This window comes from Methylobacterium sp. AC832 (assembly GCF_979256025.1).
On sequence record NZ_CEEDMV010000008.1, the window covers coordinates 1 to 21,180 of the forward strand.

Annotated in this window: 18 protein-coding genes and 1 other RNA gene; 5 read left to right on the forward strand and 14 right to left on the reverse strand. The window is 66.4% G+C overall.

The window, feature by feature from the left end; translation table 11 throughout:
- Positions 1 to 441 precede the first annotated feature (441 nt).
- The 4 genes from paoC to ssrA form a co-directional block, all read right to left on the reverse strand.
- Positions 442 to 2,649: an aldehyde oxidoreductase molybdenum-binding subunit PaoC gene (paoC, locus tag AC0IXR_RS21020; RefSeq protein WP_471762012.1), complete on the reverse strand. Its 2,208-nt coding sequence runs from the start codon at positions 2,647 to 2,649 to the stop codon at positions 442 to 444.
- Positions 2,650 to 2,652: 3 nt separating this feature from the next.
- Positions 2,653 to 3,603: an FAD binding domain-containing protein gene (locus tag AC0IXR_RS21025; protein WP_420604714.1), complete on the reverse strand. Its 951-nt coding sequence runs from the start codon at positions 3,601 to 3,603 to the stop codon at positions 2,653 to 2,655.
- A complete protein-coding gene (gene paoA / locus AC0IXR_RS21030) occupies positions 3,600 to 4,235 on the reverse strand; it encodes an aldehyde dehydrogenase iron-sulfur subunit PaoA (protein WP_207411736.1) in 636 nt (211 codons plus the stop codon). Before paoA ends, AC0IXR_RS21025 begins: the two co-directional genes overlap by 4 nt.
- A 369-nt stretch (positions 4,236 to 4,604) precedes the next feature.
- Positions 4,605 to 4,932, reverse strand: a transfer-messenger RNA (tmRNA) gene (gene ssrA, locus AC0IXR_RS21035).
- Between the two features lie 153 nt (positions 4,933 to 5,085).
- On the opposite strand from ssrA, the gene AC0IXR_RS21040 reads away from it, so the two are divergent.
- The gene (locus tag AC0IXR_RS21040; RefSeq protein ID WP_056425959.1) at positions 5,086 to 5,655 is read left to right on the forward strand and encodes a ClpP family protease; all 570 of its coding nucleotides are present in this window, start codon (positions 5,086 to 5,088) and stop codon (positions 5,653 to 5,655) included.
- A 133-nt stretch (positions 5,656 to 5,788) separates the two neighbouring features.
- On the opposite strand, the gene AC0IXR_RS21045 is transcribed toward AC0IXR_RS21040, so the two are convergent.
- Together AC0IXR_RS21045 and AC0IXR_RS21050 are read right to left on the reverse strand one after the other, a co-directional pair.
- Positions 5,789 to 8,548 carry a molybdopterin-dependent oxidoreductase gene (locus AC0IXR_RS21045; protein WP_471762013.1) on the reverse strand — a complete coding sequence of 920 codons (2,760 nt, stop codon included), beginning with the start codon at positions 8,546 to 8,548 and terminating at the stop codon, positions 5,789 to 5,791.
- Entirely contained in the window at positions 8,545 to 9,372 is an 828-nt protein-coding gene (locus AC0IXR_RS21050) for an FAD binding domain-containing protein (protein ID WP_471762015.1), read from the reverse strand. The genes AC0IXR_RS21045 and AC0IXR_RS21050 overlap by 4 nt, the downstream gene beginning before the upstream one ends.
- Positions 9,373 to 9,596: 224 nt before the next feature.
- Between AC0IXR_RS21050 and AC0IXR_RS21055 the strand changes: the two genes are divergently transcribed.
- A complete protein-coding gene (locus AC0IXR_RS21055; protein WP_471762016.1) occupies positions 9,597 to 10,469 on the forward strand; it encodes a DUF6925 family protein in 873 nt (290 codons plus the stop codon).
- 30 nt (positions 10,470 to 10,499) lie between these two features.
- Here the strand turns inward: AC0IXR_RS21055 and AC0IXR_RS21060 are convergent, their stop codons facing one another.
- The 4 genes from AC0IXR_RS21060 to AC0IXR_RS21075 are packed head-to-tail and all read right to left on the reverse strand — an operon-like array spanning position 10,500 to position 13,906.
- Entirely contained in the window at positions 10,500 to 11,348 is an 849-nt protein-coding gene (locus AC0IXR_RS21060; protein ID WP_471762017.1) for an alpha/beta hydrolase, read from the reverse strand.
- Entirely contained in the window at positions 11,345 to 12,124 is a 780-nt protein-coding gene (locus AC0IXR_RS21065; protein ID WP_471762018.1) for an ABC transporter ATP-binding protein, read from the reverse strand. The genes AC0IXR_RS21060 and AC0IXR_RS21065 overlap by 4 nt, the downstream gene beginning before the upstream one ends.
- Positions 12,117 to 12,962, reverse strand: a complete 846-nt coding sequence (locus AC0IXR_RS21070) for an ABC transporter permease (RefSeq protein WP_471762019.1) — start codon at positions 12,960 to 12,962, stop codon at positions 12,117 to 12,119. The genes AC0IXR_RS21065 and AC0IXR_RS21070 overlap by 8 nt, the downstream gene beginning before the upstream one ends.
- Positions 12,959 to 13,906: an ABC transporter substrate-binding protein gene (locus AC0IXR_RS21075; RefSeq protein ID WP_056426233.1), complete on the reverse strand. Its 948-nt coding sequence runs from the start codon at positions 13,904 to 13,906 to the stop codon at positions 12,959 to 12,961. Before AC0IXR_RS21075 ends, AC0IXR_RS21070 begins: the two co-directional genes overlap by 4 nt.
- Before the next feature lie 348 nt (positions 13,907 to 14,254).
- Between AC0IXR_RS21075 and AC0IXR_RS21080 the strand changes: the two genes are divergently transcribed.
- The 3 genes from AC0IXR_RS21080 (at position 14,255) to AC0IXR_RS21090 (ending at position 16,997) form a co-directional block, all read left to right on the forward strand.
- The gene (locus tag AC0IXR_RS21080; RefSeq protein ID WP_471762021.1) at positions 14,255 to 15,157 is read left to right on the forward strand and encodes a LysR family transcriptional regulator; all 903 of its coding nucleotides are present in this window, start codon (positions 14,255 to 14,257) and stop codon (positions 15,155 to 15,157) included.
- Between the two features lie 248 nt (positions 15,158 to 15,405).
- Positions 15,406 to 16,152 carry a PIG-L deacetylase family protein gene (locus AC0IXR_RS21085; protein WP_471762022.1) on the forward strand — a complete coding sequence of 249 codons (747 nt, stop codon included), beginning with the start codon at positions 15,406 to 15,408 and terminating at the stop codon, positions 16,150 to 16,152.
- The gene (locus AC0IXR_RS21090; protein ID WP_471762023.1) at positions 16,149 to 16,997 is read left to right on the forward strand and encodes a glycosyltransferase family 2 protein; all 849 of its coding nucleotides are present in this window, start codon (positions 16,149 to 16,151) and stop codon (positions 16,995 to 16,997) included. Before AC0IXR_RS21085 ends, AC0IXR_RS21090 begins: the two co-directional genes overlap by 4 nt.
- A 211-nt stretch (positions 16,998 to 17,208) precedes the next feature.
- Here AC0IXR_RS21090 and AC0IXR_RS21095 read toward each other — a convergent pair whose 3' ends face one another.
- From AC0IXR_RS21095 to AC0IXR_RS21110, 4 genes are all read right to left on the reverse strand, one after another.
- Positions 17,209 to 18,285, reverse strand: a complete 1,077-nt coding sequence (locus AC0IXR_RS21095) for a glycosyltransferase (RefSeq protein ID WP_471762025.1) — start codon at positions 18,283 to 18,285, stop codon at positions 17,209 to 17,211.
- Positions 18,282 to 19,397 carry a glycosyltransferase family 2 protein gene (locus AC0IXR_RS21100; RefSeq protein ID WP_471762026.1) on the reverse strand — a complete coding sequence of 372 codons (1,116 nt, stop codon included), beginning with the start codon at positions 19,395 to 19,397 and terminating at the stop codon, positions 18,282 to 18,284. Before AC0IXR_RS21100 ends, AC0IXR_RS21095 begins: the two co-directional genes overlap by 4 nt.
- Positions 19,390 to 20,499: a glycosyltransferase family 4 protein gene (locus AC0IXR_RS21105; protein WP_056425992.1), complete on the reverse strand. Its 1,110-nt coding sequence runs from the start codon at positions 20,497 to 20,499 to the stop codon at positions 19,390 to 19,392. Before AC0IXR_RS21105 ends, AC0IXR_RS21100 begins: the two co-directional genes overlap by 8 nt.
- A gap of 209 nt (positions 20,500 to 20,708) precedes the next feature.
- Positions 20,709 to 21,095 carry a tautomerase family protein gene (locus AC0IXR_RS21110; protein WP_471762028.1) on the reverse strand — a complete coding sequence of 129 codons (387 nt, stop codon included), beginning with the start codon at positions 21,093 to 21,095 and terminating at the stop codon, positions 20,709 to 20,711.
- Positions 21,096 to 21,180 lie beyond the last annotated feature (85 nt).

Sequence of the window (21,180 nt, forward strand, 5' to 3'; positions counted from 1 at the left end):
TCCGGTGGAGCGCCTCAGCGGTGGGGGCCGTCTAAGCCACCCAAAACTCCCTGTCAACCCCAGCCATCCAGCAAAACCAGACAACCAAAACCAACACCCAGACAACAAAAACAACAGATCACCCAGCCAACCAGCCAGATCATCCATCCATCAGTGCCCAGAAGACACAACAGCCGCCCGCCGAACCGAAGTCCCCGCTGGCCGCCGCCGATGAACAGGCTTCTAGACCCACCCCTCACTCTCGTCAATGCCAAAATGACAGGACACTGAAACTTTCGCGACAATCCCATGAAACAAGGACATGGCAAGGCTCGATAACGCTCTGCTATTTCTGGGAAAATTGCTCCCGAGCGCAGCTCGGCGGCTGGGCCGCCGGCTTACGTCGGCGCGCCTTGTCATTGAGTGAGACGAAGGCGCGCGGATCGCACGCCTTCGAGAGCGCTACGCAGCGTCGGGCATTTGGTCGATGAGCTTGTCCAGCGTGACCGGATAATCCCGGACTCGTATGCCGGTTGCGTTGTACACCGCGTTTGCCACCGCCGCGGCGACACCGCAGATCCCGAGTTCGCCAACGCCTTTGGCTTTCATCGGCGAGGAGATCGGATCGGTCTCATCCAGGAAAACCACCTCCTGGTGCGGTATGTCGGCATGGACCGGTACTTCGTAACCCGCGAGGTCGTGGTTGACGAAGAAACCGCGCCGTGTGTCGACGGCGAGTTCCTCCACCAGCGCCGCACCGACGCCCATCGTCATACCGCCGATGACCTGGCTCCTCGCCGATTTCGGATTGAGGATACGCCCTGCGGCGCAGACCGCGAGCATGCGTCTGACCCGGATCTCGGCAGTGCTTGTATCGACACCGACCTCTACGAAATGGGCTCCGAACGTCGATTGCTGATAGGTCTTCGAGAGATCGCCACCAAACTCGATCGTATCCTCGGCGACGAGCTCCCCAGCTTTCGCCGCATCCGCGAGGGGCACCGAACGGTTTCCGGAGCGGACATATCCATCCGCGAATACGGCATCGTCCGAGTTGACGCCAAGCGCCCGTGCGACTGCCTCGCGCAGCTTAACGCAGGCGGCGTACACGCCCGAGGTCGAAGAGTTCGCGCCGAACTGGCCACCAGAGCCCGAAGAGACTGGGAAGGCCGAATCTCCAAGTCGAACCACGACTTTGTCGAGGGTCAATCCCATCATCTCGGCGGCCGTCTGGCCGATGATCGTGTAACTGCCGGTGCCGATATCGGTCATATCGGTCTCGACAGTCACGACGCCTCGATCGTCGAGGCGAACACGCGCGCCGGACTTGACGTTGATGTTGTTGCGGAATGCGGAAGCGACACCCATCCCGACGAGCCAGCGTCCTTCGTGGACCTGACCTGGCTTCGCGATCCGCTTGTCCCACCCGAACTTTGCAGCACCCTGGCGCAGGCATTCGACGAGGCTGCGCTGGGAGAACCGGCGCTCGGGCTTCTCGGGATCGACCTGCGTGTCGTTGCGAATACGGAACTCCACCGGATCGATCCCGATGCGCTCGGCCATCTCGTCCATGGCGATCTCGAGCACCATCAGGCCTGGAGCCTCACCGGGCGCGCGCATGGAATTGCCCTCCGGCAAATCGAGCATGGCGAGGCGGGTCTGGGTCATGCGGTTGGCGCCGCCATAGAGCAGGCGGGTCTGCTGCACCGCAGCCTCCGGCTTGCCGCCGGGCAAGTTGCCGGACCAGCTTTCGTGGCCGATCGCCGTGATCGTCCCGTCCGGCGTCGCGCCGAGCCGGATACGCTGAATCGTAGCGGGGCGGTGAACCGTGTTGTTGAACGTAAGCGGCCGCGTCAGGGCGACCTTCACCGGTCGCTTGGCGGCTCGCGCGCCCAAGGCGGCCATCACAGCCTCCGAACGCAGGAACAGCTTGCCGCCGAACCCGCCGCCCACGAAGGGGGAGATGAGGCGGACCTTCTCCTTCGGCATACGCAGGGTCAGAGCGAGGTCCCGCGTCCCCCAATCGATCATCTGGTTCGAGGTCCAGACGGTGAGGCTGTCGCCGTCCCAGGAGGCGATGGAGGCATGCGGTTCCATCATCGCATGAGCATGGTCGGGTGTCGTGTAGGTAGCATCGAGCTGGATGGGCGCCGCCGAGAAAGCCCCCTCGAAATCACCGATCGATGTATCAGAGGGCGCGCTCGCGAGCTTCTCCGGCTTCCCGGTGTCCTTCACCGCCGCAAGATCGAAGGCGCCCTCGGTCTCGGTGTAGTCCACCCGCACGAGCGCTGCGGCTGCGCGCGCCTGCTCGAAGGTTTCGGCCACCACCAGTGCTACGGCTTGATGGTAATGCTCGATCTCCGGGCCACCCAGAAGCTTGGCGGCGTTGAGCTTGCCCTTGTCGAGGGGGCCGGCATTCTCAGCGGTAACGATAGCCAGGATACCGGGTGCCGCCTTGGCAGCGCTCAGATCCATCGCATTGATCCGCCCTTTTGCGATGGTCGCGCCGATGACATAGCCATAGGCTGCCTTCGACTTCGGATCGTACCAATCGTAGGCGTATTGCGCCCTGCCCGTCGTCTTGAACGGACCGTCGATCCGGTCCGTGGGCTTGCCCACCACCTTCAGTTCGTCAATCGGGTTCCGACCCGCAGGAGTGTCGAACTTCATGGTTCAGGCCCTCGCTTCGGTCAGGACGGCGCCAAGTGCGCGCTCGGTCAGCTTCAGTTTGTAGGCATTGTCGTCAGTCGGCCTCGCATCCGCGAACAGACGGTCCGTCACGGCCTTCGCTCCCTTCGGAAGCTCCGCTTCGGCGGCCTCGTCACGCCAGGGCTTCGGAGCGACACCACCGATTGCCACGCGCCCGCTTCCGTCGCGCTGGATAACGGCCGCCACGGAGACCAAAGCGAACGCGTATGAGGCGCGGTCCCTGACCTTGCGGTAGATATGCGTCCCCGCCACCGGCTTGGGGAGCGTGACAGCGGTGATGAGTTCGCCGGGCTGCAGGCTCGTCTCGATCTGCGGCGTGTCTCCCGGATTGCGATGAAACGCGGCGATGGGGATCGTCCGGGTAACTCCCTCACCGTTCACCGTCTCGACATGAGCGTCGAGGACCCGCATGGCCACGGCCATGTCGCCGGGATGCGTGGCGATACAGGCTTCACTGGCACCGACCACTGCCAGCTGGCGGCTGATACCGCCGATGGCGGAGCAACCGCTTCCAGGCTGGCGCTTGTTGCAGGGCTGCGCAGTGTCATAAAAGTAGGGGCAGCGGGTTCGCTGAAGCAGATTGCCGGCCGTGGTCGCCTTGTTCCGTAATTGGCCCGAGGCACCGGACAGAAGAGCCCGGCTCAGCACGGCGTAACCGCGCCGCACCCGCATGTCGGCCGCCAGATCGGTGTTGCGCACCAAGGCGCCGATCCGTAAGCCCCCCTCCTCCGTCGGCTCGATCGTATCGAGAGCCAAGCCGTTGACGTCGACGAGGTGGGTGGGCGTCTCCACCTGTAATTTCATCAAGTCCAGGAGGTTGGTGCCGCCGGCGATGAACTTCGCGCCGGGGACGCGCGTGATGGACGCAGCGGCTTCGGCCGGTGATGTTGCCCGCTCATACGTAAAAGACTTCATGCCTGCCTCCCCGCAACTTCGGACATGGCATCGACGATGTTGGAGTAAGCACCGCAGCGGCAGATGTTGCCGCTCATACGCTCGCGGATCTCGTCAGTGGTGAATGAAGCGGTCGCGGTGAGATCAGCGGCGACATGACTTGGGATGCCAGCCTTGATCTCATCGAGGACCGCAATGCCCGAGCAGATCTGGCCCGGCGTACAGAACCCGCATTGGTAGCCGTCATGCTTGATGAAGGCTGCCTGCATCGGATGTAACTCGTCAGGCTTCCCCAATCCTTCGATGGTGGTGACGGTATCGCCCTGGTGCATCACCGCCAGGGTCAGGCAGGAATTGATGCGTCGGCCGTCGACGATCATCGTGCACGCCCCGCATTGGCCGTGGTCGCACCCTTTCTTTGCACCCGTCAGGTGAAGGTGCTCGCGCACGGCGTCGAGGAGGGTCGTACGAGTATCGAGGTCGATTTCGTGGGCCGTTCCGTTCACGGTCAGCGAAACCTTGGACATGACGGGGCCTGACGCATCGCGAGAAGCAGCCCACGCGGCGGAGGGACAGGCAACGGCGACGGCACAGGCTGATGCTCCTGCCATCAGATCGCGCCGGTTGAGTTCGAGGTCTTCAGTGCCATGCATGGCGTTCTCCGAGCCTGAGCCATAGACATAAAATTCCGTTGAGCCATGTCGCGGAAGTCTTCGCGAAGCTTCGACTAGCCTCCGGCAAACGCTCAATGGTCAACAGCTTTCCCTGATGATGCGAATTAGCGCAGGCACACCAGACAGCAACGCTTTGGAAAAGTTCTAGAGCACGAATGTGCGTACGCACACATGACCTGCTGGCACGAACACGCAGCAGGAATTGTTGTGACGTGCCGGACGGTCTGACGCTGAAATCTTGCATGGGAGATCTATGCGACAAACATACGACAATAGAGCCGAAAACGGCAGTGCCGCGGCTGACTGATATTCATCAAATGAGTGAGAAAAAGTGGGTCCCGGGGCCGAAGCCCCGGGTTCTGTTTCGACGGTTACCCTACCGCAAGATGCTTACGCCGCGAGGCGGGCATCCATGACAACGTTATCGTTGGCATTTAGAGTTTTGGCCAAATATTTGGAACAGGGGTTACCTGCGCCAAACCGGTCGAGTCCTTACCGACGCTCTCGCGATCCCTTTACCGCCCAGTCGATCCTATTTCGCCCCCATCAGAAACGCATCACGATGCGCTTTTGGTGGAGGCGCCGGAGTACTGCCCTCCGGGTCCTGAAACGTTATTACGAACCGGTCATCAAACGCAGGCTCGATATAGGCTTGGTGGGCTGAAAAGTCCAGATCCGTCGCCGGGACGTGCGGATGGCCTCACCGCCCCACCCGCGATTTTTCGCCGTCACCGCAACTGCCTGCGGGATTGGGGATTCTGATCGGACAAGAGCCGGGCATGAGTCCTGCGGGAGACCGCTCCCCGCGCAGCCCGGCCAAGGATCGACAATGGACACTTCGCCTCTTTCCGCCCCGGATTTCAAGGCCCCCGCCATCCTGCTGTCGGGCCCGGTCGACAATGCGATGTACAAGGACTTCCGTCGCCAGTTCGACGCCGCCTGCGAGCGCGATCTTGTGGTGGTCGAACTCACGACCCTCGGCGGCGACCCCGAAGTAGCCCGTATGATGGGCGAGGATATCCGCTTCGCTAGCGAGGTCACGCCTCACCGTCGCCTTGTCTTCCTCGGAAAGGCCGCGATCTACTCCGCCGGCACGACCCTCATGAGCTTCTTCGCCCGCCCCAACCGCTATCTCACGCGGGGGACGCGGCTCATGATTCATGAACGCAAGATGGCGAAAACCCTCGAGATCCACGGCCCGCTGACCACATGCATCGCCAGCCTAAAAGCGACGTTGCACGAGATCGAGACCTCCATCGAGATTCAGAACGAGGGTTTCGCCAACCTCGTAGCCGGCTCGAATGTCACCCTCGACGAGGTCATCGAGAAAGCGCCGTACAATTGGTACATCGAAGCTGACGAAGCCAAGCGTCTCGGGCTGATCGAAACGGTTCTCTGAAAACTTCCCGCCTAAGTATAAGTCGCTTCGGCGAAGAAGAGCGTAGCAAAAAACATTCAACAGCTGCACTCGACCAAACGTGGTTGGGCGCAGCTCTCTTCACCGGTACGAAATCGTCGGCAAATGGCCGATGTTATACCGGGCTGTCCCGATGCTCTACCGCCTCCATCACCGACAGGTAGATACGGTCCGGCGCAAACGGGGTCGCGGTGAGCCGTGCACCCGTCGCGTCGCGGATGGCATTGGCAAGTGCCGGAGCAACCGGGTTGAACGGGCTCTCGCTCATGGATTTCGCGCCGAGCGGGCCAATGCGGTCGTAGGTGTCGGCAAAAAAGACCTTGGTGCGGGGTACATCGGCGAAGGCTGGGATGTGATAGTTGCGGAACGTCTGCGTGACCACACGCCCCTCGTCATCGATGCGCACCGCCTCGTACAAGGCCGCACCGATCGCTTGGGCTACGCCACCCTCGATCTGCCCACGGCATTGCATCGGGTTCATGACCCGGCCGGCATCGGCGGCATGAAAGCTATCGAGGATGCGCACTTCGCCGCTCGAGCGGTGCACTGCGACCCGGAAACCCTGGACGTTGAAGGCGACGGAGCGGGGCGAGCCATCTGCCTTGCCCCTGCGCACGATGGGGCCATCCGAAAGGAGGTCCGAGAAGCCAATATCCCCCGACGTGCTCGAGACGCCGTCGCGGTGTACACGGTATTGCTCGGGAGCCCCCCCTCCCCTCTCGGCGGCAGCCTCGCGGAGGACCTGCGCCAGCGCGAGTGCGGCTTTCAACGTCGCCTGCCCGGCCACCACGATACCGGTCGATCCATAAGCACCGGTGTCGTGGCCGATGCGGTCGGTGTCGCCGTGGCAAAGGGAGATGCGGTCCGGGATCGTGCCGAGGGCGGAGGCCGCAATCTGCGCATGAACTGTAGTCGTCCCGTTACCGAACTCGGCGGTACCGACATCGAGAGCGTAGGTCCCGTCCGCTCGAACCGCGATTCGCGCTTCGGCGAAATGCCCGCGCGGCGGGATCGTGTCGATCATCGCCAGGGCCATCCCTGTGCCGACGAGCCAATCAGCGGAAGGAATGTCCGCCGGGGCGAGTTCGCGCATGGCGGCTGCGACGAGATCGAGGCACTGATCGAGGCCGTAGCTTCCGTATTCCACGTCGTGCGGTTCGAGGCTGTTCGACACCATCGGATCGCCGGGGCGCACGACGTTGCGGCGGCGCATCTCGAACGGGTCGAGGCCAAGGCCGCGGGCCAGTTCGTCCATGGCCGATTCCACCGCGAAGATGGTCTGGCTCAAGCCATAGCCCCGGAACGCGCCGCTCGGCAGAGTATGCGTATAGACCGCATATCCGTCGACACGCTTGTTGGGGCAGCGATAGACGCCGATCACCTCGTTGCAGCCATGATGGATCACCCCGCCGGCATGGTTGCCGTAGGCGCCGGTATTGGAGACCACATTCAGCGCGATCGCCGTCAGAGTGCCGTCCCGGCGGGCACCCATCTTTACGGCCACTCGCATCGGGTGGCGTGTCGTGGTGGCGCTGAACTGCTCCTGACGGGTCAACTCCCATTTGACCGGGCGACCGGTTGCGAGAACGGCGAGCGCCACGAGATCTTCAGTCAACATCTCCTGCTTGCCGCCAAAGCCGCCGCCGACCCGGCCACAGAGCACCCGCACCGAGTCGCGCTCAAGCTCGAGGAGGTCGGCCAGCGCATCGCGGGTGAGGAACGGCGTCTGGGTGCTGGAGCGGATGACGAGGCGGCCGTCCTCATCGCGCCAGCCGAGGGCCCCATGGGTCTCGAGATGGGCGTGCTGCACGCGCTGGGAGTGATAGGTCGCCTCATGGATCAGGTCCGCCTCTGCGAAACCCGCCGTGACGTCGCCGACCTCGCCATGTACCTCTGCAGCGAGATTAGGATGAGGGAGGCGAGGCGGCGCATCCTCTCCGGGCTGGTCGGCACTGTCATGGACCAGGGGTGAGCCGGGTCGCATGGCCTCGTCTGGATCGAGCACCGCATCGCGGATCTCGTAATCGACGAGGAGCGCCGCACAACCAGCCTCCGCCGCTTCCTCGCTGATGGCCACGACGGCCGCGACCCGCTGGCCGATGAAGCGCAGAATCGGATCGAGAATCCGCGTATCCGCTGCGTCGTCGAGGGGATTTTCATGCCGCCCGGTGGAGAAGCTCTTCGCCGGCACATCCTCATGCGTGAAGATGGCGACGACACCCGGCACGGCCAGAGCAGCCGCCCTGTCGATCCGTAAGATTCGCGCATGGGCATGGGGCGAGCGCAGCACCTTGAGATCGAGCAGGTCGGGCACGGCCAGATCGAAGGTGAAGGCGGCATCACCCGAGACGATTCCCCTCCCCGCCAGGGCCGGGATGCTGCGCCCGCACGGCTCGCCGTCACCATCCGCGAGGCGTTCGACGCGCGCCACCCCCGCGACGGCGTCGGCGATGGCGCCATATCCGGTGCAGCGACAGAGATTACCCTTCAACGCGGTGGCGAGATCGCTCCTTTGCCCCTGATCCAAGACCGATGCGGTCATGATCATGCCGGGGGTACAGAAGCCGCACTGGTACCCCTGGGCGTCGAGGAAAGCCTGCTGCATCGGGTGTAATCCCGCCGTCTCACCGAGGTCCGGTTTGCAGGACCCAGCCAGCCCTTCGATCGTGGTGACGCGGCGCCCCTCGGCGCGGAAGGCGGGCAGCAGGCAGCTATGGACCGGCTCGCCGTCGAGATGGACCGTACAGGCGCCGCAATCTCCGGCATCACAACCCTTCTTGACCCCGAACCAGCCGAGTTCGCGCAACATCGTGCGCAGACATTGGCCGGGCCGTGGCGATGCAGCCTGCTCCTGGCCGTTGACGTGCAGGATCATGCCGGAGTCTCATTCTCGAATTCGCGCCTGATCTCTTCGGCGAGGCTGAAGGTCATGTGCCGCCGCCAATCCGGCGCGCCGTGAACGTCGTCATGGTACATCGCCATTGGCACCGCTTCGGTGATGGCAGCGATAAGCGCTGCCTCATCCGGCAGCGCGGGGAAGACCAGGCGCAGCGGGCGACGCGTCGAGGCCGTGATGGTCAGAGCGAAAGAACCGCCTCGGTCCAGGGTACCGATCAACAGGGCACCGGAACGTCCATTGGGGCTTAGGGAGATCTGGCGGAACGCGGTCCGGCGTTCCAGCGCGGCCACAGGAAGATCGATGCGCCGGAGGATTTCTCCGGGCGCCAGGGCATTGCATTGCGCGCCGACGATGAGGTCGACGATGGCGACCTCACGGTCCGCCCCCTCCGGCGTCCAGACGAGGCAGATGCCCTCCAGGGCCGTGGCGAGCGCGATCATCGGCGCGGCCGGCAGCGCGAGGCAGATGTTGCCTCCCACGGTGGCCATGTTCCAGATCTTGAACGATCCGAGCAGCGCCCGGCAGCATTGCGCGAAGAGCGGCGACGCGCGCCAGGACACCGGCAGATCGAGACGAAACAAGTCGGCGATGGTGCAAGTCGCGGCGATGGAAAGGCCACGCTCACTCACCTCAAGTGCTTGCCAGCCGAGCCGGGAAAGATCGACGAGCCGGCGCGTATGCGGCTGGGGCTCGGAGAACAGCCACGTCCCACCGGCCAGCCACGCATCGCCGTCCTGCCAATCGGCCAAGTCGAGGCGAGTCCTCGGCGTGGCGACGGCGCCGACTGAATTCAGGTCCATCCTCGAAATCCATGAATGATCAGGCCGAGAGACTGCCCGGTCGAGACGACGTTGGGAAGCGCCCGGCGAGGGCGAACGCGTCGGGTCCGCAGCAATTTCAGTGCCGCCTGTGATCGCGTCTCGCGCACGACGCTCCGCCCCGGTAATCTGCTGCGATGGAGCTACTCACCGACGCGTTTCTCACGACAAGGCGCTCACCGGGCGCAACCTTCGGGAGCCCCGTCATGGATCTGATGGCGAAGGCGCTCGAAGATCCCTCTACGACTTGGAGTTTCGGCAGTTTCGGCGCGGTCGCGAGCTTTCTCCGGGACCCGGCTGAAGAAGCGCGACCCCTGCCGGACGCACGGATGGGTCTGACCACGGCACGGGGAGCCATCGCCCTCGACCCAGACGCCGACTGTCGACCACTGGCTTACGAAACAGGATTCGCCTTCGGCTGGAGTCATGCCGTGGCCCTATGCCTGCCCGATGATGCCTGCGCCATGAATAGACGGTCGGTCATCACCGAACTCGGCCCCGATCATCATGCTGCAAGACCCGAGGATCGCGATGGTATAGTGTTCGATCTCGGTCTAAACCTACTCGCTGTCGATGCCTGTATTCGGACGAACGATCCCGGGACGATCGCACTGCTTAGAAGGGCCGCCGGAGGGGGTCTTTTCGGACCCGGCGATCCCATCGCCGCTCAGCTCGTCGCCGCCGGTCCTCATCGCGTCTTCGTCACCCGAATCGGGCGGATCGAGGTGTTCTCGCCCATCCGCATCGAAGCGGGATCGGCCCCGGTCGGCCCGAGGACCCATCTCCTGCCGAACATCCTGCGGCTCGGCCGGACCCATCCCGCCACGGCTCCGATCCCGCCCGGCTGGGTGCCCTGCGGCGCAATCCACCCACCTCATCCCTGCAGGGACAGTGCCGGGGGGAGAATTCCCTTTCGGCGCGAGCGGCACGAGGCATTTCAGGCCATGCTGGCGCGCTGGGGCGACCCTGACCTGCTCGCAGCGAAGAAGGGGGAAGCCGTCATCGGACGCCATGCGAGGAGCGCGCGGCGAGCGGGCGAGGCTCAGGAGGCGTGCCTGCGCGGCGAAAGTTCGGAGTGACGGGCCGGCTTAGGCACGGCGAGAGGAGCGCTACGGGCCCTTCCCGGCCAGCTCCACGGCGAGGGCCGTCAGCGCGCCGTCGGGGCGGATAAGCTCGTCGAGAATCGAGAAATGGTCGTGGCCGGGCAGTTCGACGAAGCGTGACGCGTTCCCGGCGCACCGCCACGCACGGTCGTAATCAGCGGAATGCCGTCGCAATTCGGGCAATTCGTTCGATCCGCACACGATGGCGAGGGGCTTTTCCGAATGCGGAACCTGCCGGATCGGCGAGAGGGCCTCGATTTCCGCATCGGTGAGGTGCAGCCGGTCGTCGAGCTCGGTGTGCCGGATCGGCTCCAGATCGAAGACGCCGCTGATGGCGAGGCCCGCATCGACCTCGGGCCACGCCATGGCAAGCGCCGCGAGGTGGCCGCCGGCCGACCAGCCCGAGACGACGAGGCGCCGGCGCCCCCTCCCCTCATCCCGGTCGCGCAGGAAGCGCAGCGCCGCCCGGATCTCGGCGGCGATCTCGGTGAGGCTGGCATCGGGCGCCAGGGTATATCCCACCAATCCCACATCGAGACCGTGATGCAACGGTCCTTCGGCCATGCAGGCGAAATCCTGGCGCGTATTGCGGATCCAATAGCCTCCATGGATGAAGACGAGGAGCGGCGCATCCTCCGCCCCGCTTCGGAACAGGTCGATCCGGTTTCGCTCAGCCGGCCCATAGGGGAGGTCGAGCGTGTGGGGGTGGAGCGCGCGAAACGCGGCGCTCCGGGCACGCCAACCGGACAGTCGCGCGGCGCTGTCGGCGACGGCGCGGGTGTTGTCGTAGGCGCGGCTCAGGGTCTCGCGGTCCATCCGGCGCCAGTCGCCGGATCGCGACGCCGCGCTGCTCATGCGGCCACGGGGGCGTGGTGGCTGTGGAGCTGGGCCGAGAGCATCCGGCGCACATCGTTGAAGGCCGGGCTCGACACGTCCCGGCGGCGGGCGAGGTCGATGGTGTGGATCGCGTCGATCCGGCCTGGGCTCGGGGACATGACCACGACCCGATCGGCGAGGAAGATCGCCTCCTCGATGGCATGGGTCACGAACAGGACCGTCAACCCGGTGCGGCTCCACAGGTCGAGGAGCTCGTCCTGCAGCCGCTCGCGGGTCATGGCGTCGAGTGCCCCGAAGGGCTCGTCCATGAGGACGATTTCGGCATCGTTGGCCAGTACACGCGCGATGGCGACCCGCTGCTTCATGCCCCCGGAGAGCTGGTGCGGAAAGGCGTCGGCGAAACGCTGTAGCCCGACGAGGGCGATGTAGCGCTCCACCGTATCGCGGATTTCCGCCGCCGGCCGGCCGCGCGATTTCGGGCCGAAGCCGATATTGTCCCGCACGGTGAGCCAGGGGAACAGGCCGTAATCCTGGAACACCATGCCCCGGCTCGGGCCGGGTCCCTCGATGGGCTTGCCCCACATCAGCGCCTCGCCGCCGGTGGCCGTCTCGAACCCGGCAACGATGCGGAGCAAGGTGGACTTGCCGCAGCCCGAAGCGCCGAGCAGGCAGATGAACTCGCCCTTGGCCACGGAGAGGTTGGCGCCGCTGAGAGCCTGTACCGTGCGGCCCTGGACGGCGAAGGATTTCGACACGCCGCGAATGTCGAGGATCGGCACGGTGGGCTCAGCCATGTGAGGGGCTCCAGGCGAGGAGGCGCTGGCCGATCAGCATCACGGCCCGGTCGCAGACGAAGCCGGCGACGCCGATCACGATCATGCCGCAGATCACGATCTCGGTGCGCGAGAGTTGCCGGGCCTCCATGATGATCGCGCCGAGGCCGGTGGGAACGCCGGTCATCTCGCCGACGACGATCACCACCCAGGCGAAGCCGAGGCCGAGGCGCAGACCGGTGAAGATCGAGGGAAGTGCCGCCGGCAGCACCACGCGGGCGAACTGCGCCGACCCCCGGCAGCCGAGCATGGCGGCGGCCTCGAACAGGCGCGGCTCGACGGAGCGCACGCCGAAAATGGTGTTGACCAGGATCGGGTAGAACGCGCCGAGGAAGACGAGGAAATAGGCCGAGCGCGGGCCCAGGCCGAACAGGATCATCGCCAGCGGAAGCCAGGCGGTCACCGGCACCGGGCGCAGGATCTGCAGGGTCGGGTCGAGGATCTGGCGCATGAGCGGAACCCGGCCGATGAGCAGGCCGAGGGGCACCGCCGCCAGGGCCGCGAGGCTGAACCCGCCGAAGACGCGGGCGAGCGAGGCGGTGAGATGCGAGAGCAGCGTGCCGCTGAAGGCATCACCCTCCGGTCCGCCGATGGCGAGATCCACCATCGCCATCCAGACTTCCGCGGGCGGCGGGATCAGGCTGTAGGGTTTGCCGACCGTGAGCAGATGCCAGGCAATGCCCATCGCCACCGGCAGGGCGAGGGCGAGCAGCGCCTGCTTGAGGCTCGCGAAGCTCGGAAGCGCGCGGCGCGTCGCGACCTCCTGCACCGCCGGGGCGGAAACCGCCGGCGCGCTCACGAATCCCTCATCGCATCGACGAAGCGGGTATCGATGAAGCTGGAGAAGTCGGGCAGGCGCTTGATCTGCCGGGCCGCCAGCATGTGCTCGGAATAGGCCTTGGCCTGCTTCACTTCGGTCTCGCCGAGCTTCCACTTGAATTCGACATTGGGTACGGAGAGCTCGATGGCCTCCCGCTTTTGGCCGAGCTTCTGCACCGCCATCGCCACGGTGGCGTCGCGATTCCCTTGCGCGAAATCCGACCCCTTGCGGTGGATCTCCAGCATGGTCTTCACCACCTCCGGCCGCTCGGCCAGCGTGTCGCGATGGGCGCCGAACACCATGTTGAGGGAGCCCATCTCGGTGCCGTAGGGATACTCGACCAGTGTGCCGATTCCCGTGGAGAGGCTGACGCCGGGGGCGGGCTCCGCGCCGACATAGGCGTCGACGTCACCGCGTGCGAGGGCGATGTGCATCTCGCTGAAGGAGATGCGGACCGGCGTGATGTCCTTCACGCTCACCCCCTCCATCCGCATGCGCTCCAGGGCGAAGACCTCCTGGGTCGAGCCGGGCCAGATCGCCACGCGCTTGCCCTTGAGGTCGGCGACCTTCTGGATGCCCGACCCGGTCTTGGCGATGATGGCCATGCCGCGATTGCAGGTGGAGGCGATGACGACGATGGGCTCACCGGCCGCGGCGCCCAGGGTGCCGGCGGCGATCCCGAACGTTCCGAAATCCACCGATTTCGTCACCACCGCGTTCTTGCACTCGGTGGGACTCTCGAACGGGATCACCTCCACGGTGACGCCGGGCGGCGCGAACTGGGCGTAGAAATACGGCGCGATGGAATGGATCAGCTTCAGCGATCCCATCCGGATCACGATGGGCGTCTCGGCCCGCAGCACCGACGGTGCGGCGACGAGGCCGGCCCCGAGGCCGGCGAGGAAGGTGCGACGACGAATCATCTGAGCCGGCTCCGACATGATGTGAACCCGGAGAGGGTATGTCGGGATGCCGTTGCAAACGAGTGCTGGTTATCGACGATGGTGTTGCGAAAATCGCAACACGCGGAGTAGTTGGTTACCGCGTCTTAGTGATCGTCCGCCGCAAGCATGTTTGAGTAGTTTATCCAAGGCCTGAACCTCATCCTGAGGTGCCGCGGAGCGGCCTCGAAGGAGCCCTCCAGGGATCGCCGCCGCATCTGGAGGCCTCCTTCGAGGCCCGCTGACGCGGGCACCTCAGGATGAGGTGGTCGGCTTGGATAATCGACTTCGGCATGAGCATTCGCTGAGACATCCGATCGAACGGGCTCCATGAAGCATCTGCGTACCCTGACCTACGTGTCCGACGTGGCCCGGCGGGGCTCGATCCGCCGGGCGGCGGAGGCCCTGAACATCGCGCCTTCGGCGCTCACGCGGCAGATCCAGGACCTCGAATACGAACTCGGGACGCCGATCTTCGAGAGGCTGGCGCAGGGCATGCGGCTGAACGCGGCCGGCGAGTTGCTGGTGCGTCATATCCGGGATCAGGTGTCGGATATGGAGCGGGTCCGCTCGCAGATCGCCGACCTGTCCGGCGTGCGGCGTGGACATGTGGCGCTGGCCTGCAGCCAGGCTTTCGTGAACCAGATCGTGCCTGACGAGGTCCGGGCCTACCGGGCGCGCTTCCCCCTCGTCTCGTTCACCGTCCAGGTGCGCGACCATGCCCAGGCGGTGGCGGCCCTCGTCTCCTTCGAGGCCGACCTCGCCCTCGTGCTGCAGCCGCCGCCGTCGGTCGATCTCCACGCTTTGTTCACCTGCCGGCAGACGCTCTGCGTGGTGATGCGCGCCTCGCACCCCCTGGCCCAGGAGGAAGGGCCCGTCCGGCTGCGCGAATGCCTCACCCATCCGCTCGCCCTGCCCGACCGGTCGCTGGCGATCCGCCATCATCTCGACGATGCGCTGGCGCGCCGGGGAACGCCGTTTCGCCCCGCCGTCGAATCGAGCTCGCTCGAATTCCTGCGCAACCTCGCCCTGCGCGAGGATGTGGTGAGCCTGCAGGTGCCGAGCGGCATCCCCAATGACCACCGCCTCGTCAGCCGGCCCATCGACGAACGCGACCTCTCCCCCATGACCCTGATTCTCGGCCAGCTGCGTGGGCGGATGCTGCCCGTGGCCGCCGCGAAATTCGCCGACGGCCTCGCCGCGAGCCTCAACGACCGCTACGGCGCGGCGTGACTTGTTCAGGCGACATTCCGGTTCGGTCGATACACTCCACTGATCTTCGCTACGGAGGTCCCGCCCAATCCCCCTCATAGCTGCGGCATTCACCCATCTGATGTTTCAGGATGACCGCGTCCCTCTCCCCCTTGTGGGGAGGAGAGCCGCGCTGCCCGCGAAATCGGTGAATGCCGTGGTGACAGGGAACGGGTTGGGACAATCATGGCGATGGCGCTGCCATCCTTTCACAGGGACTACTCGCTTCCATGCATGCCGACGCCTTTCTCACCGCCGCCGAGAATCTCCCCGTGGCGGGTCTCGATGCCCTCACCGATGGTGGCGGGCTCGTCGTCGTCGCCCCGCATCCGGATGACGAGAGCCTCGGATGCGGCGGCCTGATCGCCGAGGCCTGCGCGCGGGGGCGCGAGGTGCGGCTCGTCATCGTCAGTGACGGCTGCGGCTCGCATACCCATTCCGCCCTCTATCCACCGCTCCGCCTGCGGGCGCTGCGCGAGGAGGAGACGCTGGAAGCGGTGGCGGCGCTGGGCCTCGCGCCCGCCAACGTCACGTTCCTGCGCCTGCCCGATGCGGGAGTGCCGAGCAGCGGCCCCGAAGCGCAGGCGGCGGCGGATGTGGTGGCGTCCGTGGCCAAAGAGAGCGGGGCCGGCGCGGTCTGCGTGACCTGGGCGCACGATCCCCATTGCGATCATCAGGCGGCAGCCGCCATCGTGCGGCTCGCCCAGCCGAAGCTCGGCGCGACGAAGGCCTTCGCCTATCCGGTCTGGGGCTGGACCCTGCCGCAGGGCACGGAGGTCGGCGCGCCTCCCGCAGGCTACCGCCTCGATGTCAGCGCGCATGTGGCGGCGAAGGCGCGGGCCGTGGCGGCGCATCGTTCGCAGACCACCGACCTCATCTCCGACGACCCGACGGGTTTTCGCCTCGCGCCGGAGATGATCGCGCGCTTCCTCGGCCCCTACGAGATCTTCGTCGCGATGCCGGCGGACGCCGCGTGAGCGCGACTGTCATCACCCTGAACAAGGGCCGCGACGCGCATCTGGCGCGCCTTCTCGAAGGTCTCGGCCGGGGAACGCATCCGGCCGAATGCATCGTGGTGGAAATGGGGGCGAACCCCGCCCCCCTCCCCGATCACGGCTTTCCCATCCGCCGCATCGACTTGCCGAGCGGAGGTCTGCCGCTCGCCCGGGCCCGCAACGCCGGACGCCGCGCGGCTTGCGGCGATCATCTGATCTTCCTCGATGTGGATTGCATTCCCTCGGCCGATCTCGTCGCGAGCCTCGACGCGGATCTCGGGCTAGCCGACGGGCTGATCTGCTGCGAGGTGAGCTACCTGCCGGCGCGGGCCGTCGACGATGGCTGGACCGAGGCGGGGTTGCGCGCGTCGGGCCATACCCATCCGGTGCGGAGCTTCCCGGCGACGGGCTTGTCCCGCACCGACAATCCCGGCCTGTTCTGGTCCCTCGCCTTCGGCGTCCGGGCCACGACCTTCGACCGGATCGGCGGGTTCGACGAAGCCTTCGACGGCTACGGCGCCGAGGATACCGACCTCGCCTTCCGGGCCGATGCCGCCGGCATCCCGATCCTGTTCAGTGCCGGGGGCCACGCCTACCACCAGTATCACGGGGCCTTCGACCCGCCGCTCCAGCATTTCGCCGACATCATCGCCAACGCCACCCGCTTCCATGCCCGGCACGGGCTCTGGCCCATGGACGGCTGGCTCGATGCCTTCGCGCGGTTGGGATTGCTGCCGCCGAATTGGCGCAAGGCGCCGACGATCCTGCGCATGCCGACATCGGACGAGATGGAAGCCGCGCGGGTGCCGCTGGACCGGCCTTTTTAGATGTTTGCGCGAAGAAGCGGTGCAGACTTCTCTCTCGGACGTCGAGAACCGGTTTATCCGACCCGTCCACCTCATCCTGAGGCGCCGGAGCATAGCGGAGGCCTCGAAGGAGGGCTCCAGAGGCCGATGCGATCCCTGGAGGGCTCCTTCGAGGCCGCTCCGCGGCACCTCAGGATGAGGTGAAGGCTTGGAATAACAGATCAAACAGGCACTAGACCCTCCGCGCGCGGCGGCGCTCGATCTCCTGAATGACCTCTTCGATGATCGCAACCGTGCGACCGATGGCGTCGGCCTGGACCAACCCGCCGATCACGGCCGGATCGAGGGCGAGGCCCGCTTGAATCAAAGCCGGCCAGTCCGTGGCGTCCGGCCATGCCGGGCGGACGATGGCCGCGCCGAGTTTCGCCAAAGCCTCCGCTTTCGCCGTCTGTTCATCGAAGGCGCGGGGTTCCGGCAGGCAGAGGAAGCGCTTCGCCCGCGTCGCTACCGCCGCGACGACGCCGTCGCCGCCACCACCGACCACGAGGGCGGCGCGGTCGAGATAGGGGCCGGTCTCGGCGACCCAGCCGTGGAGATGCAGGTTCGGCGGGAGATCGGCGGTCGGGGCCTCCACCGGGCCGAGAACGTGCCAGTGCCGGTCGGGCACGGCACGCGCGGCGGCCGCGAGGTCGGAGACCGAGCCGCCGGCCCCGCCTCGCCCGTAGATCACCGCAATGGAGCCGTCTTCCGACGCGCCCGCCTTGGGGGCATCGGCCAGGAAGCCGGCATAGAGGGTCTTTGCCCTCACCCAGTCCGGCGTTCCGGCCGTCTCGATCTCGGGCGGGTTGAAGGCGAGCAGGCGCTCCGCCGAGCGGAAGCCTTCGAGATGCGGAATGTCGGTGCGGTTCCCAGCGAGGCGCACCACCAGGGTCGGCACCGATAGGAGACGCGCGAGGAGCGTCACCTCCACCGACACGTCGACGATGAGCAGGGCCGGATCGTGCTCGGCCATCCAGGCGGCGAGCATCCCCATCCGGGCGCGGATGCGATCGATCCCCACAGGGACATAATGAAAGCAGTCCGGCCGGATCGCCTCGCCGTCCTGACCGTCGAAGCCGGTGAGGCGGTCGTCGGGCAGGTCGAGAATCGCGCCGTTGGCGCGCGAAGTGTCGATCTCGGCGAAGGTGCCGATGAGGGTCACGGGCCGGTCCAGGCGGGCGGCGATGAGATTCGCGCGCTGCCAGTGACCGGCGCCCTGATGGTGGACGTAGTAGCCGACGGGACGCCGGTGCGCCGCCGCCTCACTCACGCGACGCGCGCCGTGCGCCTGTCGATAAGCCGGGCGAGCAGGGCATCGAGCCCCGCGATGGCCTCGTCGAGGGGGACATGGGCCGGCTCCGGCCCGATCTCGCCGACCCGCTCTCCCACGCGCTCGGCGAAAGCGATGGCGTTGACGCAGGTCCCCGGTTCGATGGCGGCGATGTCCTCCGCCGAGACGCCAAGCGCGCGCAATCCGGCTTCAGGGCCGCCCTTGGCGCTCCAGGCGAGGCGGAACGCGCGCTGGCGCTCGATCACGGCGAGCCAGTGGCTGGCGGGCGGAAGGCGATACTCCTCCTCGCCGGCGACGACGCGGGCGCGGCGAGCCATCTCGGTGGCCATCCCGCCGGTGACGCGGCCGGTGCCGCGATCGGACACCGAGATCGAGACATGGGGGCAATGGCGCACGCGGCCGCCCGCGAGGCGGACCTTGGCGACCAGGGCGTTGTCCTCACCGCAGGGAATCGCGGGCAACCCGCCGACCTCGCGGTAGAGCGCGGCACGCAGGGCGAGGCTCGCCGCCACATGGTCGCCGTGGCGGGGCGCCGGATCGTGGGCCGGCGGATCGATGGCCTCTTCGAGGGCGCGTACCGCGACCCAGTATTGTTCGATCCGGCGATGGAGTGCGTGGATCTCCGGGTCCCGGTTCTCGCTCTCCTCCGTCTCGATGACGAGACGGCCGCCCACGAGTTCGGAATGTTCCAGGGCCACCAGATTGGCTCGAGCCCAGTCGGGCGCGGCGACGGCGTCGGCGTCGGTGCTGAGAAGAACGGCATCCTCGACGCCGTCGGAATCCAGCCAGTCGGCCCCCGCATCGAGCGCCATCCGGCGCGCGGTGCCCACATGGGCCACCTCACGCGGCACCACGGCTTCGATCACCCGGAGATCGAGATGGCGCGTCTCGCCGTTGCGCTCCATCTCGCGGATCAGCGACACCGTCGCGTCGGTGCAGTTATTGGCCAGGATCACGACCCGCAGCAGCGCGCCGTCTCCCGAACCGATCTGCCGGTCCAGGGAGCGCACGAGGCGCGGCAGCACCTCGGCTTCGTTGCGGGCGGGAACGCAGACGACGGCCCGGCTGAGGGAGAGCGGGTCGTTACGCATTGTCGAGAAGCGATGCGCGAGCGCCGGCCGGGACCGGACGGACGGAGACGGGGGTCGACCAGCGGCGGATTTCGGCATGGTACATCGCCTCGTAGCGGTCGGTCATGGTGTCGGCGTCGAAGAGGTGCTCGGCCCGGCGGCGGCAATCGTGCCGGTCGAGGCGGATGGCGCGGGCGAGTGCACGGCCGAGATCCACCGGATCGTCGGCGACGGCGAGAACGCCCGACGTCTCGTCCAGGATGTCGGGGATGGCGCCGCGCGCGAAGGCCGCGACCGGCGTGCCGCAAGCCAGGAACTCCGCCAGCACAAGGCCGAACGGTTCTTCCCAGCGCGGCGTGCACAGGGCCACATGCGCCTCGCCGACGCGGCGGGCGAGTTCGGCATGGCCGAGATGGCCGAGATAGGTGATGTCCGGGCCGAGGCGGGGCGCGATCTCGGCGTCCCAATAGGCGCGGTTGCTCTGCGGACCGGCGAATTTCAGGGGGATGCCGGCGACACGGGCGGCATCGATGGCCAGATGTGGCCCCTTCTCGGGGACGAGGCGTCCCATCCAGATCGCATGGGGCTCGCCCTTGGGGACGGGCGAATAGGCGAAGGCGTCGAGATCGATGCCGTTGCCGATCACCAGCGGCTCGTCGATGAGCGGCAGCCACTCGCGCGCCAGGGATTCCGAAACGGCGGCGAAGGTCATGTCGTCCGCCCGCGCCTTCACGCCGCGCACGAAGGGCTCGAAGGGCGGCGTGTGCAACGCCGTCACCATCGGCGCGCCGAGATCGCGGGCGCGCAGCAACGGCAGGTAATGCAGGCTGTTGTTGTGGATGATGTCGAAGTCGCCGCGCGCCACATCCGCCACCATCGCCTCGTAGGCGGCGAGCTCGGCGCGGTCGATCCGCAGGGCGGATTCGTCGTCGACGGCGCTGCCGGTGGGCGGGCAGACCGCCTTCAGGCATCCGCGCGCATCCGACCCTTCGGAGGCGTAGAGCGTCACGCTGTGCCCGCGGGCACGCAGGGTGCTCGCGAGCAGATGAGTGTGCATCTCGAGCCCTCCCGAGAAGGGCTGGGCGATGGGATATTTGAGGTGGGCGAGCAGGGCGATCTTCACGGGGCTGCAGACATCACTTCTCGAGTGTCCTACGCCGCGAGTGACGCGGCCGACGGACACTGGAATGCCCCCACGGTCCCGTTCGACGCGACAGTAAGGCCGGCAAAGGCCTCTACCGTGCTCATCTAGGATGACACAGGTGAACGTCGCCCGAACGACCTCGGCAATATGCCGATTGTCCGAACCCGTACCATCCGGCCCGCCGAATCTCAGCGCGCCGGCCGCCGGTGTTCCTGGGTCAGGCCGTCATAGCCCCAAGACTCGGCCGCGATCTCCTGGACCACCACGTAGGTCGCCAGCGGCAACCCATCCCCCAGCACCCGATGCAGCAGGGCATTGGCCTCCGCGATGAAGCGGGCCTTCTGTTCGGCATCGTTGGTGCCCGCCGTCACTGCCGCCTGAATATGCGCGGCGCAGCCCAGCGGCCGGGCTCCCACCTGCCATGCCTGCAGCGGCACCTCTTCCACCAGCACCGACGTCAGGTCGGCGTTCTTGCCGAGCACCCCGGCCATCAGCTCCGTCACGCCGCGATGCAGGCTGTCGAACTGCTCCGCAGCGATGGCCGGACCGGCGATCTTCACATTCACGAACGGCATCAGGTCTTCCTCCCCTTCGGATCGCGGACGCTCCGCGATTGACGGTCGAATGATGACCCCTCAAGATGATTTGGAAAATCTCGTA